The organism is Marinitoga sp. 1137, from assembly GCF_001941525.1.
Lineage (GTDB): Bacteria > Thermotogota > Thermotogae > Petrotogales > Petrotogaceae > Marinitoga > Marinitoga piezophila.
Window position 1 is genome coordinate 2194831 of record NZ_CP009471.1, and the last position, 22943, is coordinate 2217773.

The window sequence follows — 22943 nt, forward strand, 5'->3', positions numbered from 1 at the left end:
AATAAATTAGAAATAATTTTGTAAACTATTACTTATACAATAATGTTAAAGGTATATTATATTTTTTAAAACTCAGGAGGTGTTATGGGGTGGAAAAGTTCTTTAAGTTAAGAGAAAACGGTACAACTGTAACAACTGAGATCCTTGCTGGTATTACTATTTTTTTAAGTATGGCCTATATTTTATTTGTTAATCCAAGTATTCTGGTAACAGCTATGGCTCCAGGTGCAGAAGTTGGAAGCGATGTTTATACTCAGTATTTTGGTGCTGTAATGGTTGCTACAATTTTTGGTGCAGCAGCTGCAACATTGGTAATGGGATTATATGCTAATTATCCATTTGCTCTTGCTCCAGGTATGGGTTTAAATGCATATTTTACCTATACTGTAGTTTTGAAAATGGGGATTCCATGGCAGGTTGCATTGGGTGCAATTTTTGTTGAAGGTCTTGTATTTATTTTATTAACAGCTTCAGGGGCAAGAAGTTTTGTTGTAAAAGCTATTCCTCAAAATATAAAATTTGCCACAAGTGCAGGTATAGGTTTATTTATCGCATTTATCGGTATGAAAAATGCAAGTATTATAGTAGCTAATCCTGCAACATTTGTTGGATTGGGAGATTTAACTGATCCAAATGCATTAGTTGCAATAATTGGTTTAATTATAACAGCTGTTTTATTTGCGTTAAGAGTTCCAGGATCGATTCTTCTTGGTATTATTATATCAACAATAATAGGTGCTTTCCCAATTTTTGGAGTTACACATTATCAGGGAATAATCGGAAAGATTCCTGATATTTCACCAACATTTATGAAACTTCAACTTTCATGGGGTGATTTAGTAAGTGGTTCATTCTGGGTTGTGGTATTAACCTTCTTCTTTGTTGACTTCTTTGATACACTTGGTACATTAACAGGTTTAGCTCAAAGTGCTGGATTTATAAAAGATGGAGAAGACTTCCCAAGATCAAATAGAGCATATATGGCTGATGCTATAGGTACTTCTGTAGGTGCATTATTTGGAACTTCAACAGTTACAACATATATTGAAAGTGAAACAGGTATTGCACAGGGTGGAAGAACAGGTTTAACATCAGTAACTGTAGCTGTATTAATGCTTCTTATGTTATTCTTCTCACCTTTAGGATTAACAATTCCAGCTGCAGCAACAGCTCCAGCATTGATTTTTGTTGGTTCTTTAATGTTGAAAAACTTAACAAAAATCAGATGGGAAGATACAACAGAAGCTGTTCCAGCATTTATAACAATTATAATGATGCCATTGACATATTCTATTGCTAATGGTATTGCTCTTGGTTTAATAGCATATCCATTAGTTAAGGTATTATCAGGAAAAGGTAAGGAAATTCACTGGTTAAACTGGGTACTTGCAATTGCATTTGTATATTACCTTATATATTTACAACATTAATAAATCAAGGGCTGTTTCTTTTGAAACAGCCCTTATTTTTGTTTTAATAATTCTAAAAAAATATAGAATAAGCGTTCATTACCATGAGTGCTTACAACATGAGATTGTGCCAGTGCAAACAACAGTGAATTACCATTGGATAGTTTTCCTTTTACCACGCTATCTGAGAAATGTTTTATAAACTCATGGAATTCTTTACGAGCTTCCTGTAAATTAATTTTTTTGGAATTTTTTTCGAGTATTTTAATGGGTTTTTCAGAAAAGATTATGAAAACATCGTAATTATTTATATCTTTAAAAATATACAACCTTCCAAGCTTTTCGTTTTCAATATTTTTTAAGTTTTCAATATTACATTCCTCGAAATATTTCATATCTATATTATTATCTTTATATTTTATACCAACAGCAAAAAAATCTCCTACATCTTCGACACCAAATATCCTTTTTATAAATCGTTTTAAAATAAGCTTTCGTATTTTTAAAACGGTATTATAGGAAACATTTAAATCTTCAGAGATTTTTTTTATCATCTTTCCTTCGGCTAATTCATGAACAATTCTTACAAACTTCAAAGGTTTAATTCTTATATCCTTGAAAATAGTACCATTGTATCTTGACCATTCTCTCCTGCATGATTTGCATTTAAAATGATTTCTTCTTATTGTATAAACTTCTTTGCTTCCGCAATATGGACATTCGCTTTTTATATTCAATATTCCAGCTTCTATTAAAAATCTTTCTGCGCTGCTATCATCTTTTAATTTTTTTATCAAATCCATTTTTATCTCTCCTTTCATTTTATATTTTATCACATTAATTAAGTCTTAATTATCTGCCACCAAAAAATTCTTAATCCTTAAATAATTTTGAAACATTTGAGGAGTATATATTATAAACGTGAAGATAAGTATTCAATAATTGCCACCAAAAGGAGGAGGAGATAAGATGGAGTTAAACCGTAAAAATTCTATATTTATAGTTATTCTTGTAGCGGTTTTAACAATTGTGTTTGGTATCTATGCAGCAAAGGTCAGTGTTCATGATAATATATCAAGTTATGTTCCAAAAGATGATCCTGACAAGGTGATTTATGACGAAGTGGCAGATACATTTGGTTTAAACGGCATGATTTTAACAGCTGTAAAGTATGACGATGTGTATAAACACTTTCCAGAGATATATAAACTCACGGAAGAATTAAAGAAACTTGATGTAGTTGATAATGTTATTTCACCTGTTAATGCTCCAAGGATTAGCACAACAGAAGATGGAGATATTTCAGTTGGAAACCTTGAATCAACATTTGATTTTTCAAGTATTAAATCGTATAGTCCAGAAGAATTGAAAAATGAATTAAAAAACGATGATATGATTAAAGGAAAATTTATATCAGACAACGAAAAAAGCGTATTATTTGCAATTGGATTAAAAAAGGATGTTGAAGAGAAATCAGCAGGTTTAAAGGTTGAAAATGTATTTAAAGATGCAGGTGTTGATTATTATATCTTTGGTACAGCAATTGCGAATAGAGAAATAGAGGAAATAGTAAAAGATAATTTATTAAAGTTAATTCCTATTGTTTTAATTCTCGTTATGGCTGTTCTTTATTTTAGTTATAAGAACATAGCAGGTGTGTTATTGCCTATCATTTCAGTTTTGCTTGCTGATATATGGACAGTTGGAATAATGGAATTGTTGGGAATAGACTTTAACATAACAACATCAGCAGTGCCAATTGCAGTTGTTGGTATAGGAACAGCATATTCAATTCATATTATCAGTAAATATTATGAAGAATTGCATAAGGGTATTTCAGCAGAAAAAGCTGTAAATGAAACATTGAAGCATGTAGGAACAGCAGTTGTTTTAAGTGCATTAACAACTATCGCAGGATTCTTATCATTGTTAACAGCTGATCTTACTCCTGTGTGGCAATTGGGAATATTTACCTCACTTGGTATAGCTTTAGCATTACTAATGGCAACTATATTTGTTCCAGCAATGCTTTTAATTTTCAAGCCAAAGTCGAAGGTAACATTATCTGAAGACGGAGAAAGTCCGTTTTTAAGAAACTTTACAGATAAGATTGTACATCATAGAGCCATTACATTGTCCATAATAGCAATTCTTGTATTATTTACAACATTCTATATTCCAAAAATCAAATCTGATATGCAAATAGAAAATTTCATGAGCGACAAAACACAAATGGTTAAAAGTTCTAAGTTCTTAAGAAATAATTATGGTGGAAATGATTATATATTCGTTGATTTAGTGGCTAAAGGAGACAATACATTCAGGGATTTCTACTTTAATAGATCTATTAGAGATATTTCATTATTTGCAAAGAATTATGATGTTATTTCACAGATTTCAAATATAGGTGATGTTGTTGCAAATCTAACAGAAGGATTTACAGGCGTAAAGTACATTCCTGGTTCAAACGCAGCAATGGAACAGGATTATATGATGATTGAAGGTAGTGAAGGAATAGATAAGATATTATCCGCTGAAAAGAACGAGGGAATTTCTCAAATGATGGTAAACACCAAGAGTTTTAACAAGGTTAAAATCCTTGAAAATGACTTAAGAAAATATATTAATGATTATATCTATACAGATTACAATACAGAAGAATTTGACGTTGAAAATCCAGAACACATAAAAGCATTTGAACACGAACTTAAACAATTCATAGTAGCAAGAAATGGAAAATATACAGAAGAAGTTTTAAATACAATGTTAAAAGCAAGAAAGGCTGATATAAACGAGATAATTTCAGGAATGGATAAAACAATGATATTAAATCTATTTAATAATTATCTTGCTGAATATGGTGAAGAAACAATTGACATGAATACATTCAATGCATATTTAAAAGATCCAAAATCAGTGGATGAATATATTTCAGAATATTATGAATATTTTGTATATGATTACGAACCAACATTAAAGGCATTATATGTGGAAAATACTTTGAAATCATTAAATACAGGATTAAAAGAAAATTATATAAAAGAACTTTCACAATATGTAAATGATGAGGAAGTTGTAATTCCAGGGGGAAATAAGAAGTTATTGGTAAGGGTTACCGGTATTCCGGTATTAACAAACAAGGTTAATGATATGGTATTTGACAATCAAAAAGAAAGTATGATGCTTGCCTATGCACTTGTATTTATATTATTTGCAATTCAAATGCATTCTGTGGTTCTTGGAATACTCGCATTAATTCCTATTACTCTTACTATAATTGTCAACTTTGGAATAATGGGGCTAACAGGTATTTCATTAAATGCAGCAACAGTAACAATTGCATCAATTACTATTGGTACAGGTATAGATTACACAATACACTATTTAACAAGATTTAAGAAAGAATATAGGCTTACAAAGGATAAGTTTAAGGCTGCAATAAGAACATCAGCAACCTCTGGAAGGGCTATATTAATTAACTCTCTTGCAGTTATTCTTGGATTTGCAACATTTATATTCTCAGAAATAGGTATGTTAAGTCAGTTTGGTATTTTAACTGCAACAGCTATGTTAGTGGCTCCTATATTGACTTTAACAATATTCCCTATATTAATGACAATGCTTAATGAAAATCTTTTAAATAAATTCTCAAAAGAATCATTACTAAAAAGAAAATTAAAAATGGAGGAGGAGAAAGCATGAACTACAAAAAGGGATTGGTATTACTCACAGTAATTATTTTAACAGTTGTTTCCGCATTTGCAATTACAGGGCAGGAAGTATTGGATCAATTGAAAGATGCACACGATAATTTCAAAACAGAAAAATCACTTGTGATCATGCAGTTAAAAGACGCTAATGGAAATATCAGGGAAAGGGAATTTGATATGTATATTATGCATGATGGCGACGACACACTTGCGCTTGTAAGATTTAATAAGCCATCAGAAGTAAAAAGAATTACATTGCTCACATTATCAGACGATGAAATTTACCTTTATATGCCAGCATATAGAAAAACAAAGAGGATTTCCGGCGGTGCAAAAAATGGAAAATTTGTAGGTTCAGACTTTAAATACAACGATATTTCATTATTATACAACGAACAAAACGGCGATTACGATGCAAATCTTATAAATGAAGATGATAAATCATATACAGTAGAAATAATTCCACATGAAAAGGACAGTGATTATGGAAAGATAGTAGCGTTAATAGAAAAAGAAAACATGCTCTTTAAAAAAATAGATTTTTATAACAAAAATGGAGAATTAATAAAGGTAATGACATTTAGCGATGTAAAAGATTATTCGGGTCATATTCTCGCAACAAGAATAGAATTAAACAACATTGAAGAAAATCACTCAACAATACTTATTATTAAAAATGTTGAATTTGATATTCCAATTACAAAGAAATTCTTTAACAAGAGAAATATCTCAAAACCTGTTTTGAAGTATCAATAATAAAAATAAAAAATAAGATTTTGGAGGCGAGAATATGAAAAAAAGCATAGTAACAATAATATTGCTTACATTGCTATCATTGACATTATTTGGCTTTTCTGGTGATTTAAATTATATATACGGTTATAATTTCTCAAATAATGCATCAACAACATTTAGTGGATTAAAAACAAATATTACACTTGAAAATGAACTCGACAATCTTTATTATAGATTTTCAATAGATTTATTCAAATTAGACGGTTTTGATTTAAATGTTAACTCAGATATTGATACAACACAGTATGCAGCATTGATGCCATCATCAGTATATTTAATATCTCCATCATTACCATGGGCATTATATGTACTCAATGAAGCATTTGCAGATATTTATCTTGATGAAGCAACATTAAGAGTCGGAAGGTTTATTCCTGATAGCGGCAGTTCAACATTTTACAGCCCTTCAGTAACAATTCCAGCACATGATGGAATTAATCCATTTGAACCATTAAAAACATTACCTGTAGATGGAATATATTTAAATGGTTACATTGCAGACTATACATATGAATTAACCTTTACACCAAAAACATATGACGATATACCTTCATTTATACTATATCCAAAAACAATAAACGAAACAATAATTTCTGAAAACGCAGCAACACTTACATATGCATTTACAACAAAAAAAGAAGAAGTGGAAAAAGCAACAGAAGAATTAGTAGCGTTATTATTATCTAAAGGACTTACAGAGGCTCAGGTTAAATATTATTTATCAAATCCAGCTTCATTAACTGATTTAGGTTTTACACAGGAACAAATTGGCGAAATATATGCAGGTCAAACATTAATGACATTGCCAGATACATATGAAGTTAAGAATACCTATACAGAAACAAAGGATATAGATGAATTATTGCCTGTAAATAGCGATTATAGCGCAAAGGTTTCAATGGATATTTCAAATTACAATATTAAATTAGGCTATACTCATGACCATTATCACTTTACAGTTCCAGAAACAATAGAAATAAATTATTCAAAAGATGGAACAGGAACATCAAAAACAACATTATACAGACCATATAGAAATGTAGTAACATTGGATTTCCAGGGTGTGTCATATTTCTTTGATTCTATAGGTTATCATGGCGAAGCAGCATTAATTATGCCAGAAAAAACATATGTAAAAGTAGATACAACATATTATGTTCCAAATCCTGAAAATCCAACAACAACAGTTCAGACAAAAGATTCAACAGAAGTGGACATTTTTGAAAAGTATTATGTAAAGGCTGTAGGAGGTATCGAATATACACACGGAGAAGACTTTACATTGGGAATTGAAGGATTTAATGGCTTGCCAACAGAGGAATTAAAAGGACATCTTTCATTTGGAAGCGATATGTATATAAAAGCAAAGATAAACAATGTATCCTTTGAAGGTCTTGGATTAGCAGCGTTTTCAAAAATCAATGATAAATATGAACCTGGATATATGGGAACATTGAAAATTGCATATAATGGGATTGATAACTTCGAACCGTCAATACAGTTAAAATATGCATATGCCGAATCAGATCAACACTCATTAAAATCAATGGAAGATTTAAATTCAATCTCATTAAATATAAAAATTTATTTCTAATAAATAATATAAAATTAAAGTGCCGGGATTAATTCCGGCACTTTGTTATTAAATTTAATCAGTAGTAAATATAATCTTTTCCAGTTCTCCTTTTATATTATCAAGATACCAATTAATCTTTAATAATTCTTCATCTGTAATACTTTCATCATTTGTTGCTACTATATTACCATTTGCATCTATAATTGGACCGCTAAACACATCGTATTCCCTGTTTTTTATTGCGTTTTTCATTAATTCAATAAGATTCTCGCTTTGTCCGGGAAGCAAATTCTTCGATTTAAATAATCTTACAATTTTTCTATCCATTCCATACCAGTACTTTCTTAAGTCCTTTAGATGTTTTGAAGTGGTAATTTCCCACTCATCATTCAAAAGTTTTTTTACAATTTTTTCATAAAAAGGTCCCCAATTCCATGTTGCAGCTGCTATATTGGTTTTTGGAAATAATTCATCTTTTTTTATATTATATCCTATGCTATATACATTATGCTCATCGGCAATTTCCAGAGGAGTAAGAGTGTCGAGATTAGAAGCTATTATATCATTTCCAGATTCTATAAGTTTCACCGTTAATTCCTTTTCTAATTCATAGTTTATCCATTCTTTTGTCCATTTTACGTCAATAACAGCTGATGGATTTACCATTTTAACTCCTATAGCAAAAGCATTTAAATTCCTTACAAATAAAGGTAATGGATAAGGCGCAATAAACCCTATCTTATTTGATTTCGTCATAATTCCCGCTATCATTCCTGTTAAAAATTGTGGTTGATATATTCTTCCGAAATATACAGAAAGATTTCTATAACTCTTATATCCCGCACAATTTAAGAACTTTACAGACAAATTATTTACAGCTGCTTTATAAGTTGAATCCATAAAATCAAAACTTGTAGTAATAATTAAATTATAATTCTTATCCACCAATTCTTGAATAACTTCATATGAATCTTCTTTTTTTACATTCTCAATATATGTAGTATGAATTTTATCTTTAAACTTTTCTTCAATATAATTTCTTCCAATTTCATGAGCCTGAACCCAGGTGCTTTCATTAATAGTATTTCTATACACAAAAGCTATATTTAAAGTCTTTTCCTGTGCAGCTGACAATTTAATAAAAGAAGCTAACATTTCATGTAGTAAATCTTTTTTTTCTTCTAAATAAACAGTTTCAAGCTCCTTAATTAATTCTTTTACTCTTGCTTTTAATTCTTTGTCTAAAATATTATCTTCAATTCCATATTTTTTTATATACTCAAGAAAGGCATCGCCGGTAGTCAAAGGAAGACTTTCGCCACCAAGAGAATGATACACCTTTCTAAAGTTCCAGTATATAAATTTTTCAAAATATTTGAAAAATTCATTTGGATTTTGATTGGTTTCCTTTATATGTTTTAAAAGGATTTCTTCAAGCTCTTTAAAGCTTCCTTCCCTTTTAAACCATATCATATTTATTTTTGTTTTTTCATAAAAATCAAGAAACTCATAATAAATTCTGATTTTAGGGTCCAGTTCATCATATTTTGGTATTATCCTTCTTACATTTCCTACAATTGAAGGTGCTTCGAGATATTTTAAAACACTTGCTCGTTTATTTCCTTCTACAACATAAAAATAATTTAAAAATTCATAAGCTACTATAGGTTCCCTTATGCCTTCTTCCTGCTGTGCTTCAAAAAGATTCATCCATTTAATTGCAAATTCACTTGTTTCTTCTAACAATGGAAGAAAGTTTTTTGAAAATGCACTTCTTCGGGATTCGTAATAAGTGCCTTTAACCTTTTTTAGCGGTATTTCTATTGTTCCAAGATATTGTTCTCCACTAATTTCATATTTTTGAAGCAAATGTTCTAAAGAAGGTAAATATCCGTCTTTCCCTCTACCTTCCCAGTATAATAACTCCCTTTCCCCTTTTTTCTTTGCATTTTTGTATTCCTTTGCGCTGTCAAATCGATTCATTATATCCTCTCCCCGAAAATCATAAATAAATTTCCTTTAATTTAATCCTTCCATTTTCACCTTTTATTTTTACAATATCATGCAAATTTTCATCATATAATACATACTTAAAAGGAACTGTATTAAGTAAATATGAAATTCTCCCTTTATAATAAATCTTGAAATTTAAAGGTTTGCTGGTATATCTTGGATGAATATGGCCATAAAACCAGATTTTTGGAAAATATTTTAAATAAATTTTTGCTAATTGTTTTGAACCTTTGTGATAATCATCCATATCATCAAAAATATTTGAAATTCCCGGTGGCGAATGGGAGATAATCACATCCAGTTTTTTAAATCTATTTAAAAATTTGCTGCGATTTAACTTGTGGCAAAAAGCCCTTGCATCTTTTTCTTTAAAATGAAATGGTTTTTTACCATAAGATAATGCACCGGAAAATCCGGTGATATACACATCTTCAGAAATATTAAGAGCTGATTTGATATTTATAATTTCATTGTGGATTACTTTAATTCCTGTATAAATATTAGAAAAATCATTTAAATTTATATCTTCAAACTTTTTGAAATATTTTTTATCGTGATTTCCATAAATCATTAGGCTAATTTTAGGGGTTAATGTATTCAATAAAAAATCAAAATATCCCGGTGATAAATCACCGCAACCAAGCAAAATGTCGCATTTTTTAATTATTTTATGAATACTTCCCTTTTCTTCATCAGAAACTGCTACAATTTCTATCATCAATATCTGTCTCCCTGCTGTCAACTATAACTTTTCCACTTAATTAATTATAACATGCTAATAAAAAAACGAAGCCAATAGGCTTCGCTTATAAAATTACTAAATTTTAAATATTTTAATATTTTCATTCTATTTTCCTGTTTTCCTATAAAAACATTTAACCGTTTTAACTCAATATCTATATCCTTAAGAACTATAAAATTTTTAACCTTTATTCTTTCCATACAATCATCTCCTGGTATAATTGGTGGTTTTATAGAAATAGTATTATTTTCAATATAATATAAAGTTATTTCACTTACTCTGCAAATATTATACCATATTTATTATGATACTTCTAAATTTTGAATGAAATCTTTCAATTATTATTGAAACCATTTAGTATTTGTGAAATCATCATAAAAACAAAAAATTTTCTAAATTAAAATATTTAGTTAATAAAAATTCAAAAAAAAAAAAAAAAAAATGATACATTATAGTTGGTAATTTAATATTTTATTCAATTGAAAATAAGGGGGCAGGATGATGAAAAGAGTCATTGTATTTTTGATGGTGACAATAACTATGCTGTTTTTTATGGTATCCTGTTTTCACCAATCGGAAAAAGCAAAAGAAAATATTCAAACAATAGCACCAACTACTCCAGAGCCTGTAGATGGAGCAAAAAATGTAAGTATAAATCACCTATGTTTGAAATGGAAAGGATCAATAGGTTCAGAAGGAGATATTATAAGTTATGATGTGTATTTTGGAGAATCACAGAATTCGATGAAACTAGTTTATAAAGATTTAGATGAAACTTCTGTAAATATACCTGAACTTGAAAAAAGTAAAACATACTATTGGAAAGTGGTTGCGAAAAATCGTAAAGGAGAGGAAATATCAAGTAAAGTATGGTCATTTACAACAGAAAAGAAAATGATTCAAAATGGTTATATGTTTGTGTATGGTGATGGTATGCTTGCAATATATGATGTAAATTCAGATCCGGAACATCCGGTATTTGTATCATCAATAGATTTGCCGCATGAATCTACAAGTTTCTGTTTTGACGGTGTATATTTGTATACCGAAGATCTTGATATAATTGATCTTAGCGATGTAAAAAATCCAGAATTAATAGAAAAGCATGATGGTGCGTATATGCCATCGGATGCTCGAGATATTGTAGTAACAAATGGTTATGCGTATATAGCAACTTTTGATAAGCTGGAAATAGTGGATATAAGCGATAAAACGAATCCTAAAAAGATAGGGATGTATAATACAGGATATGTTTATGGAGTATATGTAGATGGAAATTATGCATATCTTGCAGCTGGTATTTCAGGTCTGGAAATAGTGGATATAAGCGATAAAGCAAATCCTAAAAAAGTGGGAAATTATGATACAGGGACAGCTTATGGAGTATATATAGATGGAAATTATGCATATGTGGCAGATTATGATAATGGGTTGGTAATAGTTGATATAACAAATAAAACAAATCCAATAAAGGTAACGTCAGTTTCAACAAATGGTTCTGCATATGAAATTATTGGTATAAAAATATATGGTGTTCAAAAAAATATATTTCTTGGAACTGAAGGAGGATTAAAAGCTGTTGATATAACTGATTTAAACAAAGCGTATCTTATTGATTCATATTTTGATGATTTTTCAGTACATCATGGCGTGATCTCAGGTGATTATGCTTATGTAACAGGGGATGGGTATGCGGTAGTTGATATTAGTAATCAATATAGTTTTGATAAACCAATTTATGAATATGTAGATAAATATTCAAATCCTTCTGCATATAGCGGTGTTCATGTGGATGATTATGATATTATTGCAGCGGGAGATAGTGGACTTGCTATATATAATGAAACAACAAGGAAAACATATACTCTTTATCTTGAAGGTACAGCAAGAGATGTTTTTGTAGATGATAATTATGCATATGTAGCAAATTATTATCATGGTTTGGAAATAGTGGATATAAGTGATAAAACGAATCCTAAAAAAGTAGGAGATTATGATCCCGGTTATTTTTATAGTGTAGAGGGAGTGTACGTGGAAGGAAATTATGCATATCTTGCAGCTGGAGATTCTGGACTTGTAATAGTAGATATAAGTGATAAAACAAAACCCAAAAAGGTAGGAAGTTATAATAATTTTACTAAGGTTTACGGAGTATATGTGGACGGTGATTATGCATATATAGCAGGTTTTGATAAAGGTCTGGTAATAGTGGATATAAGTGATAAAACAAATCCAAGAAAAATAGGGGAGTATAATACTACTGGTTTAGGTTTTGCTATAGGAATATATGTGGATGGTGATTATGCATATGTTGCAAATAGTTATAAAGGCTTAGAAATAGTGGATATAAGTGATAAGACAAATCCAGTAAAGGTGGGGGCGTATAGTCCAGGTTATTTTTATAATGTAGAGAAAGTATATGTAGATGGGAATTACGCATATCTTGCAGCTGGAAATTCAGAGTTTGTAATAGTAGATATAAGCGACAAAACAAATCCAACAAAAATAGCAGCTTATGATACAAAAAATATTTCTGAGATAACATCGCCTGTTAAAATTAAAAATTATGATTATGGTTATATTTATGATGTGAAATTTGATTCAAATAATAATGTTGTTTATGTTGCAGGGTCAATGGGATATATGCAGATAAATGTTTTAAAGCCAGATTCTGTAAGAATTAATTGGAAGATACCAATGTCAGATTTTGGGGCAATTTTAATCTGGTAAAAATAATTTTTAATTTCTTTAATTCCCTGATAGAATTATATTACAATTCTATCAGGGAATGTTTTTGTATTTTTCCGTATTTAAGCCTAAACATGAGAAAAAGATAATAAATGTTTTTTATTGTATTTCTATATCATAAATAATTGTGGATAGTCTGTCTAATTCTCTATCAACATATGCTGGATATGGGATTATTCCTCTATCTCTGCAATTTTTGATATAATCATCTATTATATCGATGTTTATATTATCTTCATCGACCACATAATCTACGCTCAATACCACTTTTCCAGAAGATAGGATTTTGTTTATGTATTTTAGCTTATATTCTGTTTCAGTGCTTTTTTGTATTAAGTAATTTCCGTTGTCGAGTTGTTCTGAATCATAAAATAAATCTTCAATTCCAATTCCAGAAATGGTTTTTAAATATATTCCATTATTATCGTAATCCAGTATATCTTCACCATTTTGAGGTATAATCAAGAAGTTTTCTTTTTTACTTCTGGCATAATTTGCTATTTCCACAACAAAATCTATCATGTCCTTTGCTGTTTCTTCAATAGGTCTTTGATCAACTTGTGGTGCTTCACCTTCATTTGACCAATAATAATATGCATCGATTATATCGAGATATACACCTGAAAAGCCCATGTCAATTATTTTATCAAGATAATCGTAAATTATCTTTTTCCAGTCTTCGTTCCAGTATTTTACTTTATAATTCCCTTCCCAATCAGGGTTTTCAGGTCCAAGCCATGAAGGAGGATTAGTTTTCCATTCATCATGCCAATAGTATCTATAATCTTCAGCTTCACCAATACTAAGATAGCAGATTGGTGCCATTCCAACACCTTTTAATTTTTTTATTTCATCATATGTATATTTTCCATCTTCTAATCCAGTTCTGGAATAGTCCATTACAAGAAAATTTACAGGATATGTGATTATTTCCTGAATGTTTATATTCTGTAATTGATATACGAAGTATCTATTTTCATAATTGGGTTTTAAAAAAGAGCAACTTAGTAAAATAATTAAAGTGGATATAATAACAATTATAACCTTTATTTTCATTGAAATTCCCCCTTGTTATTTTTTTGAAAAATATATTTTGAATTAGCGGTAAGTATACTTAATATCAATATAATAGCTCCTAAAAATTGTGTAGCATTTAAAGTTTCTTTTAAAATAATAAAAGATAGTAATGCTGAAAATATAGGTTGGGTAAGGAATAGAATAGCTGTTAGGTTACTTCCTATATTTTTTTGATGTTTTAGCTGTAGAAAGATAACGATTATACTTCCAATTATTGCAGAATAAAATATTGTTAATAATGAAATAGCATTTATATTGTATGATGCTTTGAAAATTAAAGAGAAAATTCCACTGATAATAGTTACAGTTAAAAACTGAAATGTTAAAAGCGATTTTTCTTCCACTTTTTGACTGAAGTTTGTTATTAGTACTATATGCAAAGCGAAGCTGATAGCACATATTATCATTAGCATATCTCCTATATTAAATCCATTAATTCCACCAGATAACAGGTAAGAACCCACTATGGAAAAGGTTAATCCGATTATTTGAAATTTGTTGATTTTTTCTCTGTTGATTAAATATGCAAATATAGGAATAAAAATTATATATTGTGAGGTAATAAAACCTGCTTTGGTTGCTGTGGTGTATTTTATACCTACAATTTGTGAAATATAACCAATTGATAAAACTATTCCCAATATCGAAGAATAAAAGAAATTACCAAATTTAAATATTATCGAAGAAAAAATAAAAGCAATGAAAAATCTTAATGTTGTATATGCCAGAGGATTTATATTGTTTAATCCAAGCTTTTGAATAGGAAATGTGCTTCCCATTAATAATGCGGCAAGTATTATATAAAAGATGGATTTTTTCATTTTTAACCTCCGTTACCTGTTTTTGATATTATAGCATGATAATATGCATAAAAGTTATAAGATATAGTATAATTTAATTGTAGTATTAATAAAATTTGGGAGGGATATAATGAAAATCTATATTTCATTTGATTTTGAAGGATTGGCTGGTGTTAATCACTGGAACGATGTTTCAAAAGGAAGAGATTATAAGCAGAATTATGCAATGATACAGTTACGAGCTATGCTTGAAGAATTAAAAGAACATGAAGTAGTAATTTCAGATTCTCATGCAATGGGGGATAATATTTTATGGAGTGTTACTGATGAATTTCCAAATGTGGAATTAATTAGCGGAGGAATAAGGAAATATTATATGATGGCTGGATTGGATTCAACGTTTGATAGAATGATATTCTTTGGTTATCATGCAGGTGTTGGAACAAGATATGCCACAATGGATCATACTTATTCCAGTTCTTCAATACACAATGTCTGGATTAATGGTGTAAGAGTGAATGAAACTTTGATTAATGCTGCATATGGAAGTTTGTATAATGTTCCGCTTGCAATGGTTGTTGGTGATGATAAACTTGGTGAGGAATTAAAAGAGCATTATAATAAACTTGTATATGTTTCAACTAAAGAGTCTCTCGGAAGATTTTCTGCAAAATTTAAGCCAATGAAAAAATTGATTGAAGAAATAAAGGATGCAACGAGGAAGATGCTAAGCATGAAAAAGGAAGATTTTGAATTATTTAAGTTTGAGTCACCAGTTGAAATGATTGTCGAATTTTCTGATACGTTAAGGGCAGATATGGTGGAATCTATGCCTTTAGTTGAGAGAATAGACGGAAGAAAGGTGAAGCTTGTTAGTGAAGATTATAGTACGATCTTTGAAGGATTACTTGCAATGACATATATAACAATGGCAGCTAAGTATATATAATAATAAAGGCGCTAAATTAAGCGCCTTTATTATATTTACATAGATCTTTGAATATACAATTTTCACATAAAGGTTTCTTTTTGCAGATATTTTTCGAATGTTCTACAATTAATCCATGATAATTTTTATATATCATTATATTTTCGGGAAGGTTTTCTTCAAAAAATTTTTGGTATGCATCATAATCGCTTTTTATATTTAACCCTAATCTCGAAAACATTCTTTTTGTATATGCGTCAATAACAAAACTTAGCTTGTTGAGTGAATATAATAGTATAGAATCGGCAGTTTCTTTCCCTATACCTTTTACAGAAAGTAATTCGTTTCTTAAGGTGATTTTATCTATTTTTTCCAGTTTTTCAAATGAAAAATCATATTTTTTGAACCATTCTAATAGATTTTTCACGTATTTAGCTTTAACCTTGAAAAAGCCGCTTGGTTTTATTAATTTCTGTAGTTCTTCTATATCTAAAACATATAATTTTTCTGGATATAAAAGGTTTTTGTTTTTAATGTTTTCCAGGGATTTTACTACATTATTCCAATTTGTATTTTGTGTCAATAATGCACCGAGCATTATTTCAAATTGATTTTCGCCAGGCCACCAACCTTCAGGAATTGTATATTCTTTTTTTAAAGTTTCGTATATTTCAATTAGATTAATAAACATTGTTTGGCGGAACCTCTCCTTTTAAGGCTGCAATAACATTATCGGCAACCATTTCTGCCATTTTGTCTCTTGTTTCAAATGTAGCGCTTCCAGTATGCGGGGTTAAAACTACATTATCCAATTTTAATAATTCTTCTGGAATTTTTGGTTCTTCTTCATATACATCTAATCCAGCACCAGCTATTTTTCCTTCTTTTAAATATTTTATAAGAACTTTTTCATTGATTACAGGACCTCTTGCAGTATTTATGATTATAACATTTGGTTTCATCATTGAGAATTCTTTTTCATCTAATAAGTGATGTGTTTCTGGAGTTAAAGGTGTATGTAATGATATATAATCTGATTTTTTAATTAATTCTTCTAAAGGTGCATATTCGACATTTAATTCTTTTTCTTCAGCTTCACTTAATCTATTTCTTTTATAATATAAAACCTTCATATCAAATCCTAAAGCACGTTTTGCCATTTCTTTTCCGATTCTTCCCATTCCAATTATTCCAAGTGTTTTTCCTTTTATGTCATAGCCAAGAAATAATTGAGGTCTCCAGCCTATGAATTTTCCTTCTCTTACAAATTTATCGCTTTCGACGATTTTTCTTGCAACTGCAAATAAAAGAGCCCATGCTAAATCAGCAGTAGCATCACTTAATACACCTGGTGTGTTGGTAACGTAGATGCTAAATTCTTTAGCTGATTCCACGTCTATGTTATTATATCCAACAGCGTAATTGGAAACAACTTTTAATTTTCCTTTTCCAGCTTCCAATACTTCTTTGTTAATATTATCGCTTAATAATGTTATTAATGCATCTGATTCTTTTGCAAGGTTTATTATTTCTTCATGGGTTAATGTTCTCTCTTCTCTGTTAACCCATACATCGAAACCAGCGTCCTTTAATTTTTTTTCTGCGATTTCCGGAATTTCATATGTAAATGAAACCTTTGGCATTTTCCCACCTCCAGAGTTATTATAATTGTATTCGTAATTATTATACTATATAATAATAAAAAGACTTATACACTGAAATAATTTTTTCTTTACTCTTTATGTTTGTTTTTAATTTTGATTATGGATATTTATCCTTTACCAAACATTACCTCTTAATATAATATGATATAATTAAAATAGAAAGAATAATATAAAATAGCTTACTTTGTGAAAGCGTGAAGAAATTTTTTAGAAAAAGATGTGGAAAGCCATGGAGGTGAAACGATGAAGAAATTACCAGTAGGAATACAAGATTATAAGGAAATAATAGAAGAAAATTATATATATGTGGATAAAACAAAATATTTATATGATTTAATAAATAGTGGAAAGTTTTATTTTATGTCAAGACCTCGAAGATTTGGAAAAAGCTTAACAGTATCAACATTTTATTATTTGTTCAAAGGGGAAAAGGAATTATTTAAGGATACATATATATATGACAAATGGGAATTTAAAGAGTATCCAATAATAAAATTGGATATGTCGGATAATACATTGAGGAATATAGAATCATTTGAAAAATCTCTTGATAATATGCTTGATAAAATTTATAAAGCATATAGGATAATTCCTGATATAGATGACATACCAACAAAGTTTGGAAATTTAATAGAAAAGTTAAATGAGAAATATCAAGAAAAAGTTGTCATTTTAATAGATGAATATGAATCACCAATATTGGAACATATAAATGATAAGAAAAAAGCTGAAAAATTCAGAGGATTTTTAAGGGAATTCTATAAAAAGATAAAAACAAAGGATGCATATGTAAAATTTGTATTCATAACCGGAATAACAAAATTTACCAAAACAGGAGTATTTTCAGCATTAAACAATTTAAGCGATATATCATTAAACAGGAAATATGGACAGATGTTTGGATATACGCAGGAAGAATTGGAATATTATTTCAAAGATTACATAAAAGAATTATCAGAAGAAATGGGTATAACAGAAAAAGAATTGCTTGAAGAAATGAAGAGATATTATAATGGCTTTTCATTTGACGGAGAACATTATGTATATAATCCATATTCAATATTGAGATTTTTTAGCGAAGGAAAATTCCAGAACTTTTGGTTTGAAAGTGGATCACCGAGTTTTCTGTATGAATACATAAAAGGCAAAAAAATAGAATATGAGGATTTAGTAAAAACACCAGTAAGTGCAGAAGACTTCTCAACACGAGAAATAGAAGATGCAAAAGCAAATATCTTCTTTACGCAGGCAGGATATTTAACCTTTAAAGGAATAAAAAAATATGGATTTAAAGAAAAATATATACTGGACTATCCAAATTTTGAAGTAAAAAACAGTTTTTCAACACTAATATTAGAAGCCAATTATGGATTTAATGATGAAGAAATAAACAGGGTAAGTGAGATATATTTAAAAATAGAAGAAAATGACATAAAAGGATTAATAGAAGAAATAAAAAAAATAATAAGTGCAGTGCCGTATAATCTACACAAAAAAGAAGAAAAGTATTATCATTCATTGATGTTCACAATAATAGCCTCAGCAGGAATAGATGTAAAAGCAGAAGAATTGACAAACTTAGGAAGAAGCGATTTAGTAATAGATTTTGAAGATAGGATATATTTATTTGAGATAAAACTGGATCAAAGTAGCGACGAAGCATTAAAACAGATAAAAGAAATGAAGTATTATGAAAAGTATGCAGGAAAAGAAGTCTATTTGATAGGAATAAATATAAATTCAGAAAAAAGGAATATTGAGGATTATATAATTGAAAAAATTTAATAGATATAATAAAATCCCCGTTTTAATGGGGATTTTATTATGGTATAAAAAAAACCGGCATAAGCCGGTTACATGGTGCCGAGAGTGGGACTTGAACCCACACGAGGTTTCACCCTCAGTAGATTTTGAGTCTACCGCGTCTGCCAATTCCGCCATCTCGGCACAGCAAAAATATTATACCATTAAAATTACATTTAGTCAAGACTAGATGGAAAAATTAAAGTATTCTAAAAACCATAGTAATTTATTATTCTATATATATTTTTACTACATCACCATCAGCAGAATCTACATTTATTAATTCTTCTCCTTCAAATTGGTCAAAATCTATATTGTTGATAAATTGCATTATCTGGTTTATTTCCTCATCCTTCATTTTTCCTTCTTTCGCTAATGCTAAAGGTATCATAACCTTCGCAATTTTTATTAATCCCATAGGTATTTTTACATTTACTTTGTCTCCATCTGATGAATTAACCTTAATAACAAGTTTTTTTCTTGGATTTTGATTTGTGCTTTTTGGTTGTGGATTATCATAAAATGCCTCTATTAATTCAGCAGCTTCCTCTACTTCAATGCTACCGTCTTTAACCATATTAAGGATTTTCAATAATTCTTCTTTCATTTTTTCATTCCCCCTTTAATTTTTTAAGTTTTTCAATTGCTTCTTTTGAAGAAATTGCACCGTTAGCAAGCATTTCAATAATTTTCTTTTTTTCTAATTCTGTATTTTGAGGTTGTTCATTTGGTTCTTCGAAAGTTTCTTTTTGAATATAACCTAAATCTTTAAGTAATTTGTTGAATTTGTTTAATGCAGTTGGATATGAAATCCCGAGTATTTCTGAGACTTTTGATAAATTCCCTCTGTTTAAAAGATAAAGCCTTAAAAAATCTATATTTTCATTACTTAAAGTTGCAAATTCATTTAATTCAAATTCACCTTCTATTTTGGAATTACAGTTTGAACATTTTAATTTTTCAATGTGTAATTTGTTACCACATACTGGACATATAACAGGTGCTTTATACATATTAATCACTCCTACGCAATAAATATTTTTACTTTAGTTTTTCCATTATCTGCTTCAACATCGATAAAATCACCATAATATTGATATAACAAATCCATGGATTCCATGATTAAATCTACTATTTCATCGACATCAATAGGTATTTTCTTGTCTTTTTTTGAAAATTCCTCTTCTATTTTCTTTTTTATGATCTTTTTCGTAAATATAAGTAAGGGTTTAAATGACATAAGGATTCCAAAAGGGAAGAATAATCTAACTTTAGCATCTTCTGTATCCACTAAAATAACAAATTTTGAACCAACAGGATCTTTAACTTTTTCAGAGATAATTTTAGCTGCTTCTTGAGGTGTATGTGTTTCAATGATCTTTTCAATATTTCTTGTTAATATTTTTTTGTTTTCTTTTTTTCTTTTTGAAATTTCATAGTATGAGTAGATTATATAAATACCCAATCCAATAAAGAGTGAAGCCCAGAAAAATTTTGCGCCACCAAAGATTAGAGACAATCCAATAATTATTAAAATAATTGCACCAAACATTTTCATCCCCCTTTCTACTATAATTATAAAACAAAATTTATAAATTGTCAAGTGATATTTTATAATTTTATAAATTTATATTATAAATTATAAAAAAAAATAAAGGGCAAAAGCCCTTTATTGAAAAATTATATTTCTAAAATTGTTCCAGCACCAAATTTCATAATCCTGCCTTTGAATTCTACATTTAATACATTTAATGCATCTGTTCCAGTACAGTGTGAAGGTAAAATATATTCTACTTCTGTTTTTTTAATTCTATCAATTCTAACAAATAATTTTTCTTCGTATAGTTTATAAAAATGAAATCCGCCAATTACTGCGTGAAGTTTATCTTTAAATTCTTTTTTAGCAAATTCAAGAATGTTTTCAACCTTTGGGTGAGAACATCCAACTATGACTACAAGACCTTTTGGAGTTTTTAAAACCATTGAATGTTCTGGAATATCACCTTCAAAAGTTCCTGTAGAATATATATTAGGTTCAATTTCTTTTGGTGAATCACAAATTATTACTTCACTTTTTTCTCTGAGTAATTTAAGCATTCTTTCAGGAAATCGCGAAGGTATAAAGCTTCTCTTAACAGTATAGTTTTCCATTATATATTCCAGTCCACCAGTATGGTCGTCATGGTAATGGCTCAAAAAAAGATTATCAATTGTTTTGAATCTTAAACCAAGATGTGTGATGTTGTGTTCTAAGATTCTATAATCGTTTCCTGTGTCGAACAATGTGAGACTTCCGTTATTTTCAACGAGTATGGAAAGCCCCCAGTCGCGTTTTAGTAAAGGATGTACTTTGTAATTATCTACAATTCCTGTTATCTTCATGGTATTCCCCCTTTAACTGTCTTTTTCTAATATATTTATTATATAGTGGTCTTTGAATAATATTTCTTTTTAAATAATTTGAATACCTAAATTAATTATTGTTTTTCTATTCTAAAAATAAGCAGAAATTCAATAAAGTTCAATCCGATTAAAAAGAGCAATCCAAAGAAAATACCAAATAATTTTCCTATATATCCAACACTTGACGAACCTATAGCCGAAATTACTGATGTTGAAGCAGAAGCAAAACTTAGAGCAAAACCTTTATTGTTTTTAAATTTTTCAATTAATAATGCCTGAATTGTTGGATATGTTGTTGCATACCCAATACCTGTTAAAAGTGTTCCAATTAAAGATAATAAAAGTGTTTTTCCAAGAAATACCGTAAATGTTGAAAAGATTAATGACATGAGTACAGCTATAACGAGCCAGTTTTTATAACCATATTTTTCTGGCATGTGTGAAAGCAATGTTCTTCCAAGGAAAAGGCCTATCCATAAAAATGAAGGATACATGGCCGCATCTGATACTTTAAAGCCTCTATATTCATATAAGAATGTTGCAAGCCATGATGTGAAGTTCATCTCATAAGCTACATAAATTCCAAGAGATAGCGTTAATATTATAAGCGTTTTGGTGATAATAAATTTTGATTCTTTTTTGTGTGGATTTGCCAGATATTCAGTATGTTTTTTAGAAATATCATGTTTTGATAATGAGAAAAGTATAAATGGAACTATGTTTAGAATAATTGTAATTAAAAATGGTAATTTCCATTGATTAGTGTATCTCAGTATTAATGAGGATACTATAGGACTTGATACGGCTCCAAGGGCAAAAGCAGAGTGTAATAAATTAAGGGTTTTGCTCTTTTTTTCTTCTTGAGATAGTCCTATTAAAAATGGAATTGATAATTCTAAGCCTCCACCTGCAAAGTTTGTTAGAAATATTCCAAGTAAAAGATGTATATAACCTGTCATGGAAAACAAAAAGAAATTTCCAATTATAAATAGCAATAAGGTAAATATTATGGTGTAATACATATTATACTTTTCAAGTATATATCCAAAAATTATAGAAGAGAAGAAAAATGCAATTGAACCAACTGAAAATGCAAGTCCTATTAATGAATGATCGATATGATAGCTCTTTTCTATTATTGGAATTAAAGTACTGACAAGAATTAATGAAAAACCGAATAGGTAAAATGTGCTGAATCCAAAATAGGTTTCCGCTTTTTTCATGAAATCAACTCCTGTGATTGTAATTATTATTTGAGGGCCTTTAAAAAGGCCC

General features: G+C 29.2%; 20 protein-coding genes and 1 tRNA gene. 7 read left to right on the plus strand and 14 right to left on the minus strand.

The annotated features are described in order from the left end of the window. Nucleotides 1-89 precede the first annotated feature (89 nt). Nucleotides 90-1430 (plus strand): NCS2 family permease, encoded by a 1341-nt coding sequence (locus tag LN42_RS10405; RefSeq protein WP_014297475.1) that lies wholly within the window; start codon nt 90-92, stop codon nt 1428-1430. A gap of 32 nt (nt 1431-1462) precedes the next feature. On the opposite strand, the gene LN42_RS10410 is transcribed toward LN42_RS10405, so the two are convergent. Then, nucleotides 1463-2212: a transposase gene (locus LN42_RS10410; protein WP_014297476.1), complete on the minus strand. Its 750-nt coding sequence runs from the start codon at nt 2210-2212 to the stop codon at nt 1463-1465. Between the two features lie 166 nt (nt 2213-2378). On the opposite strand from LN42_RS10410, the gene LN42_RS10415 reads away from it, so the two are divergent. From LN42_RS10415 to LN42_RS10425, 3 genes are read left to right on the plus strand one after another with little or no spacing between them, the layout of a single operon-like run. Further along, entirely contained in the window at nt 2379-5111 is a 2733-nt protein-coding gene (locus LN42_RS10415) for an RND family transporter (RefSeq protein ID WP_014297477.1), read from the plus strand. Then, a complete protein-coding gene (locus tag LN42_RS10420; protein WP_014297478.1) occupies nt 5108-5875 on the plus strand; it encodes an outer membrane lipoprotein-sorting protein in 768 nt (255 codons plus the stop codon). Before LN42_RS10415 ends, LN42_RS10420 begins: the two co-directional genes overlap by 4 nt. 34 nt (nt 5876-5909) lie before the next feature. Next, entirely contained in the window at nt 5910-7508 is a 1599-nt protein-coding gene (locus tag LN42_RS10425) for a hypothetical protein (RefSeq protein ID WP_014297479.1), read from the plus strand. 54 nt (nt 7509-7562) lie between these two features. On the opposite strand, the gene LN42_RS10430 is transcribed toward LN42_RS10425, so the two are convergent. From LN42_RS10430 to LN42_RS11010, 3 genes are read right to left on the minus strand one after another with little or no spacing between them, the layout of a single operon-like run. Continuing rightward, the gene (locus LN42_RS10430) at nt 7563-9473 is read right to left on the minus strand and encodes a BMP family ABC transporter substrate-binding protein (RefSeq protein ID WP_014297480.1); all 1911 of its coding nucleotides are present in this window, start codon (nt 9471-9473) and stop codon (nt 7563-7565) included. Between the two features lie 19 nt (nt 9474-9492). Further along, nucleotides 9493-10221: a metallophosphoesterase gene (locus tag LN42_RS10435; RefSeq protein WP_014297481.1), complete on the minus strand. Its 729-nt coding sequence runs from the start codon at nt 10219-10221 to the stop codon at nt 9493-9495. 47 nt (nt 10222-10268) lie between these two features. Next, nucleotides 10269-10445: a hypothetical protein gene (locus LN42_RS11010; RefSeq protein ID WP_014297482.1), complete on the minus strand. Its 177-nt coding sequence runs from the start codon at nt 10443-10445 to the stop codon at nt 10269-10271. A gap of 301 nt (nt 10446-10746) precedes the next feature. Here LN42_RS11010 and LN42_RS10440 point away from each other — a divergent pair, with 301 nt between their 5' ends. After that, nucleotides 10747-12975 carry a hypothetical protein gene (locus tag LN42_RS10440; RefSeq protein ID WP_014297483.1) on the plus strand — a complete coding sequence of 743 codons (2229 nt, stop codon included), beginning with the start codon at nt 10747-10749 and terminating at the stop codon, nt 12973-12975. Nucleotides 12976-13092: 117 nt separating this feature from the next. Here LN42_RS10440 and LN42_RS10445 read toward each other — a convergent pair whose 3' ends face one another. Together LN42_RS10445 and LN42_RS10450 are read right to left on the minus strand one after the other, a co-directional pair. Then, nucleotides 13093-14049, minus strand: a complete 957-nt coding sequence (locus tag LN42_RS10445; RefSeq protein WP_014297484.1) for an MJ1477/TM1410 family putative glycoside hydrolase — start codon at nt 14047-14049, stop codon at nt 13093-13095. Next, entirely contained in the window at nt 14046-14891 is an 846-nt protein-coding gene (locus LN42_RS10450; protein ID WP_014297485.1) for a DMT family transporter, read from the minus strand. The genes LN42_RS10445 and LN42_RS10450 overlap by 4 nt, the downstream gene beginning before the upstream one ends. Before the next feature lie 109 nt (nt 14892-15000). Here LN42_RS10450 and LN42_RS10455 point away from each other — a divergent pair, with 109 nt between their 5' ends. Next, nucleotides 15001-15819: a M55 family metallopeptidase gene (locus LN42_RS10455; protein WP_014297486.1), complete on the plus strand. Its 819-nt coding sequence runs from the start codon at nt 15001-15003 to the stop codon at nt 15817-15819. A gap of 16 nt (nt 15820-15835) precedes the next feature. Here the strand turns inward: LN42_RS10455 and LN42_RS10460 are convergent, their stop codons facing one another. Both LN42_RS10460 and LN42_RS10465 read right to left on the minus strand, forming a co-directional pair. Continuing rightward, nucleotides 15836-16489 (minus strand): endonuclease III domain-containing protein, encoded by a 654-nt coding sequence (locus tag LN42_RS10460; RefSeq protein ID WP_014297487.1) that lies wholly within the window; start codon nt 16487-16489, stop codon nt 15836-15838. Continuing rightward, a complete protein-coding gene (locus LN42_RS10465) occupies nt 16479-17441 on the minus strand; it encodes a D-glycerate dehydrogenase (RefSeq protein ID WP_014297488.1) in 963 nt (320 codons plus the stop codon). The genes LN42_RS10460 and LN42_RS10465 overlap by 11 nt, the downstream gene beginning before the upstream one ends. A gap of 264 nt (nt 17442-17705) precedes the next feature. On the opposite strand from LN42_RS10465, the gene LN42_RS10470 reads away from it, so the two are divergent. Continuing rightward, nucleotides 17706-19247 carry an ATP-binding protein gene (locus tag LN42_RS10470; protein WP_014297489.1) on the plus strand — a complete coding sequence of 514 codons (1542 nt, stop codon included), beginning with the start codon at nt 17706-17708 and terminating at the stop codon, nt 19245-19247. Nucleotides 19248-19320: 73 nt separating this feature from the next. Here the strand turns inward: LN42_RS10470 and LN42_RS10475 are convergent. From LN42_RS10475 to LN42_RS10500, 6 genes are all read right to left on the minus strand, one after another. Continuing rightward, a tRNA-Leu gene (locus LN42_RS10475) sits at nt 19321-19409 on the minus strand. An 85-nt stretch (nt 19410-19494) separates the two neighbouring features. Continuing rightward, nucleotides 19495-19872 carry a hypothetical protein gene (locus LN42_RS10480; RefSeq protein ID WP_075780774.1) on the minus strand — a complete coding sequence of 126 codons (378 nt, stop codon included), beginning with the start codon at nt 19870-19872 and terminating at the stop codon, nt 19495-19497. A gap of 4 nt (nt 19873-19876) precedes the next feature. Further along, a complete protein-coding gene (locus LN42_RS10485) occupies nt 19877-20278 on the minus strand; it encodes a DUF2089 domain-containing protein (RefSeq protein ID WP_014297491.1) in 402 nt (133 codons plus the stop codon). An 11-nt stretch (nt 20279-20289) separates the two neighbouring features. After that, nucleotides 20290-20817, minus strand: a complete 528-nt coding sequence (locus LN42_RS10490) for a hypothetical protein (RefSeq protein ID WP_014297492.1) — start codon at nt 20815-20817, stop codon at nt 20290-20292. 128 nt (nt 20818-20945) lie between these two features. Next, nucleotides 20946-21647 (minus strand): MBL fold metallo-hydrolase, encoded by a 702-nt coding sequence (locus tag LN42_RS10495; protein ID WP_014297493.1) that lies wholly within the window; start codon nt 21645-21647, stop codon nt 20946-20948. 95 nt (nt 21648-21742) lie between these two features. Next, nucleotides 21743-22891, minus strand: a complete 1149-nt coding sequence (locus tag LN42_RS10500; protein WP_075780775.1) for a sugar MFS transporter — start codon at nt 22889-22891, stop codon at nt 21743-21745. Between the last annotated feature and the right edge of the window lie 52 nt (nt 22892-22943).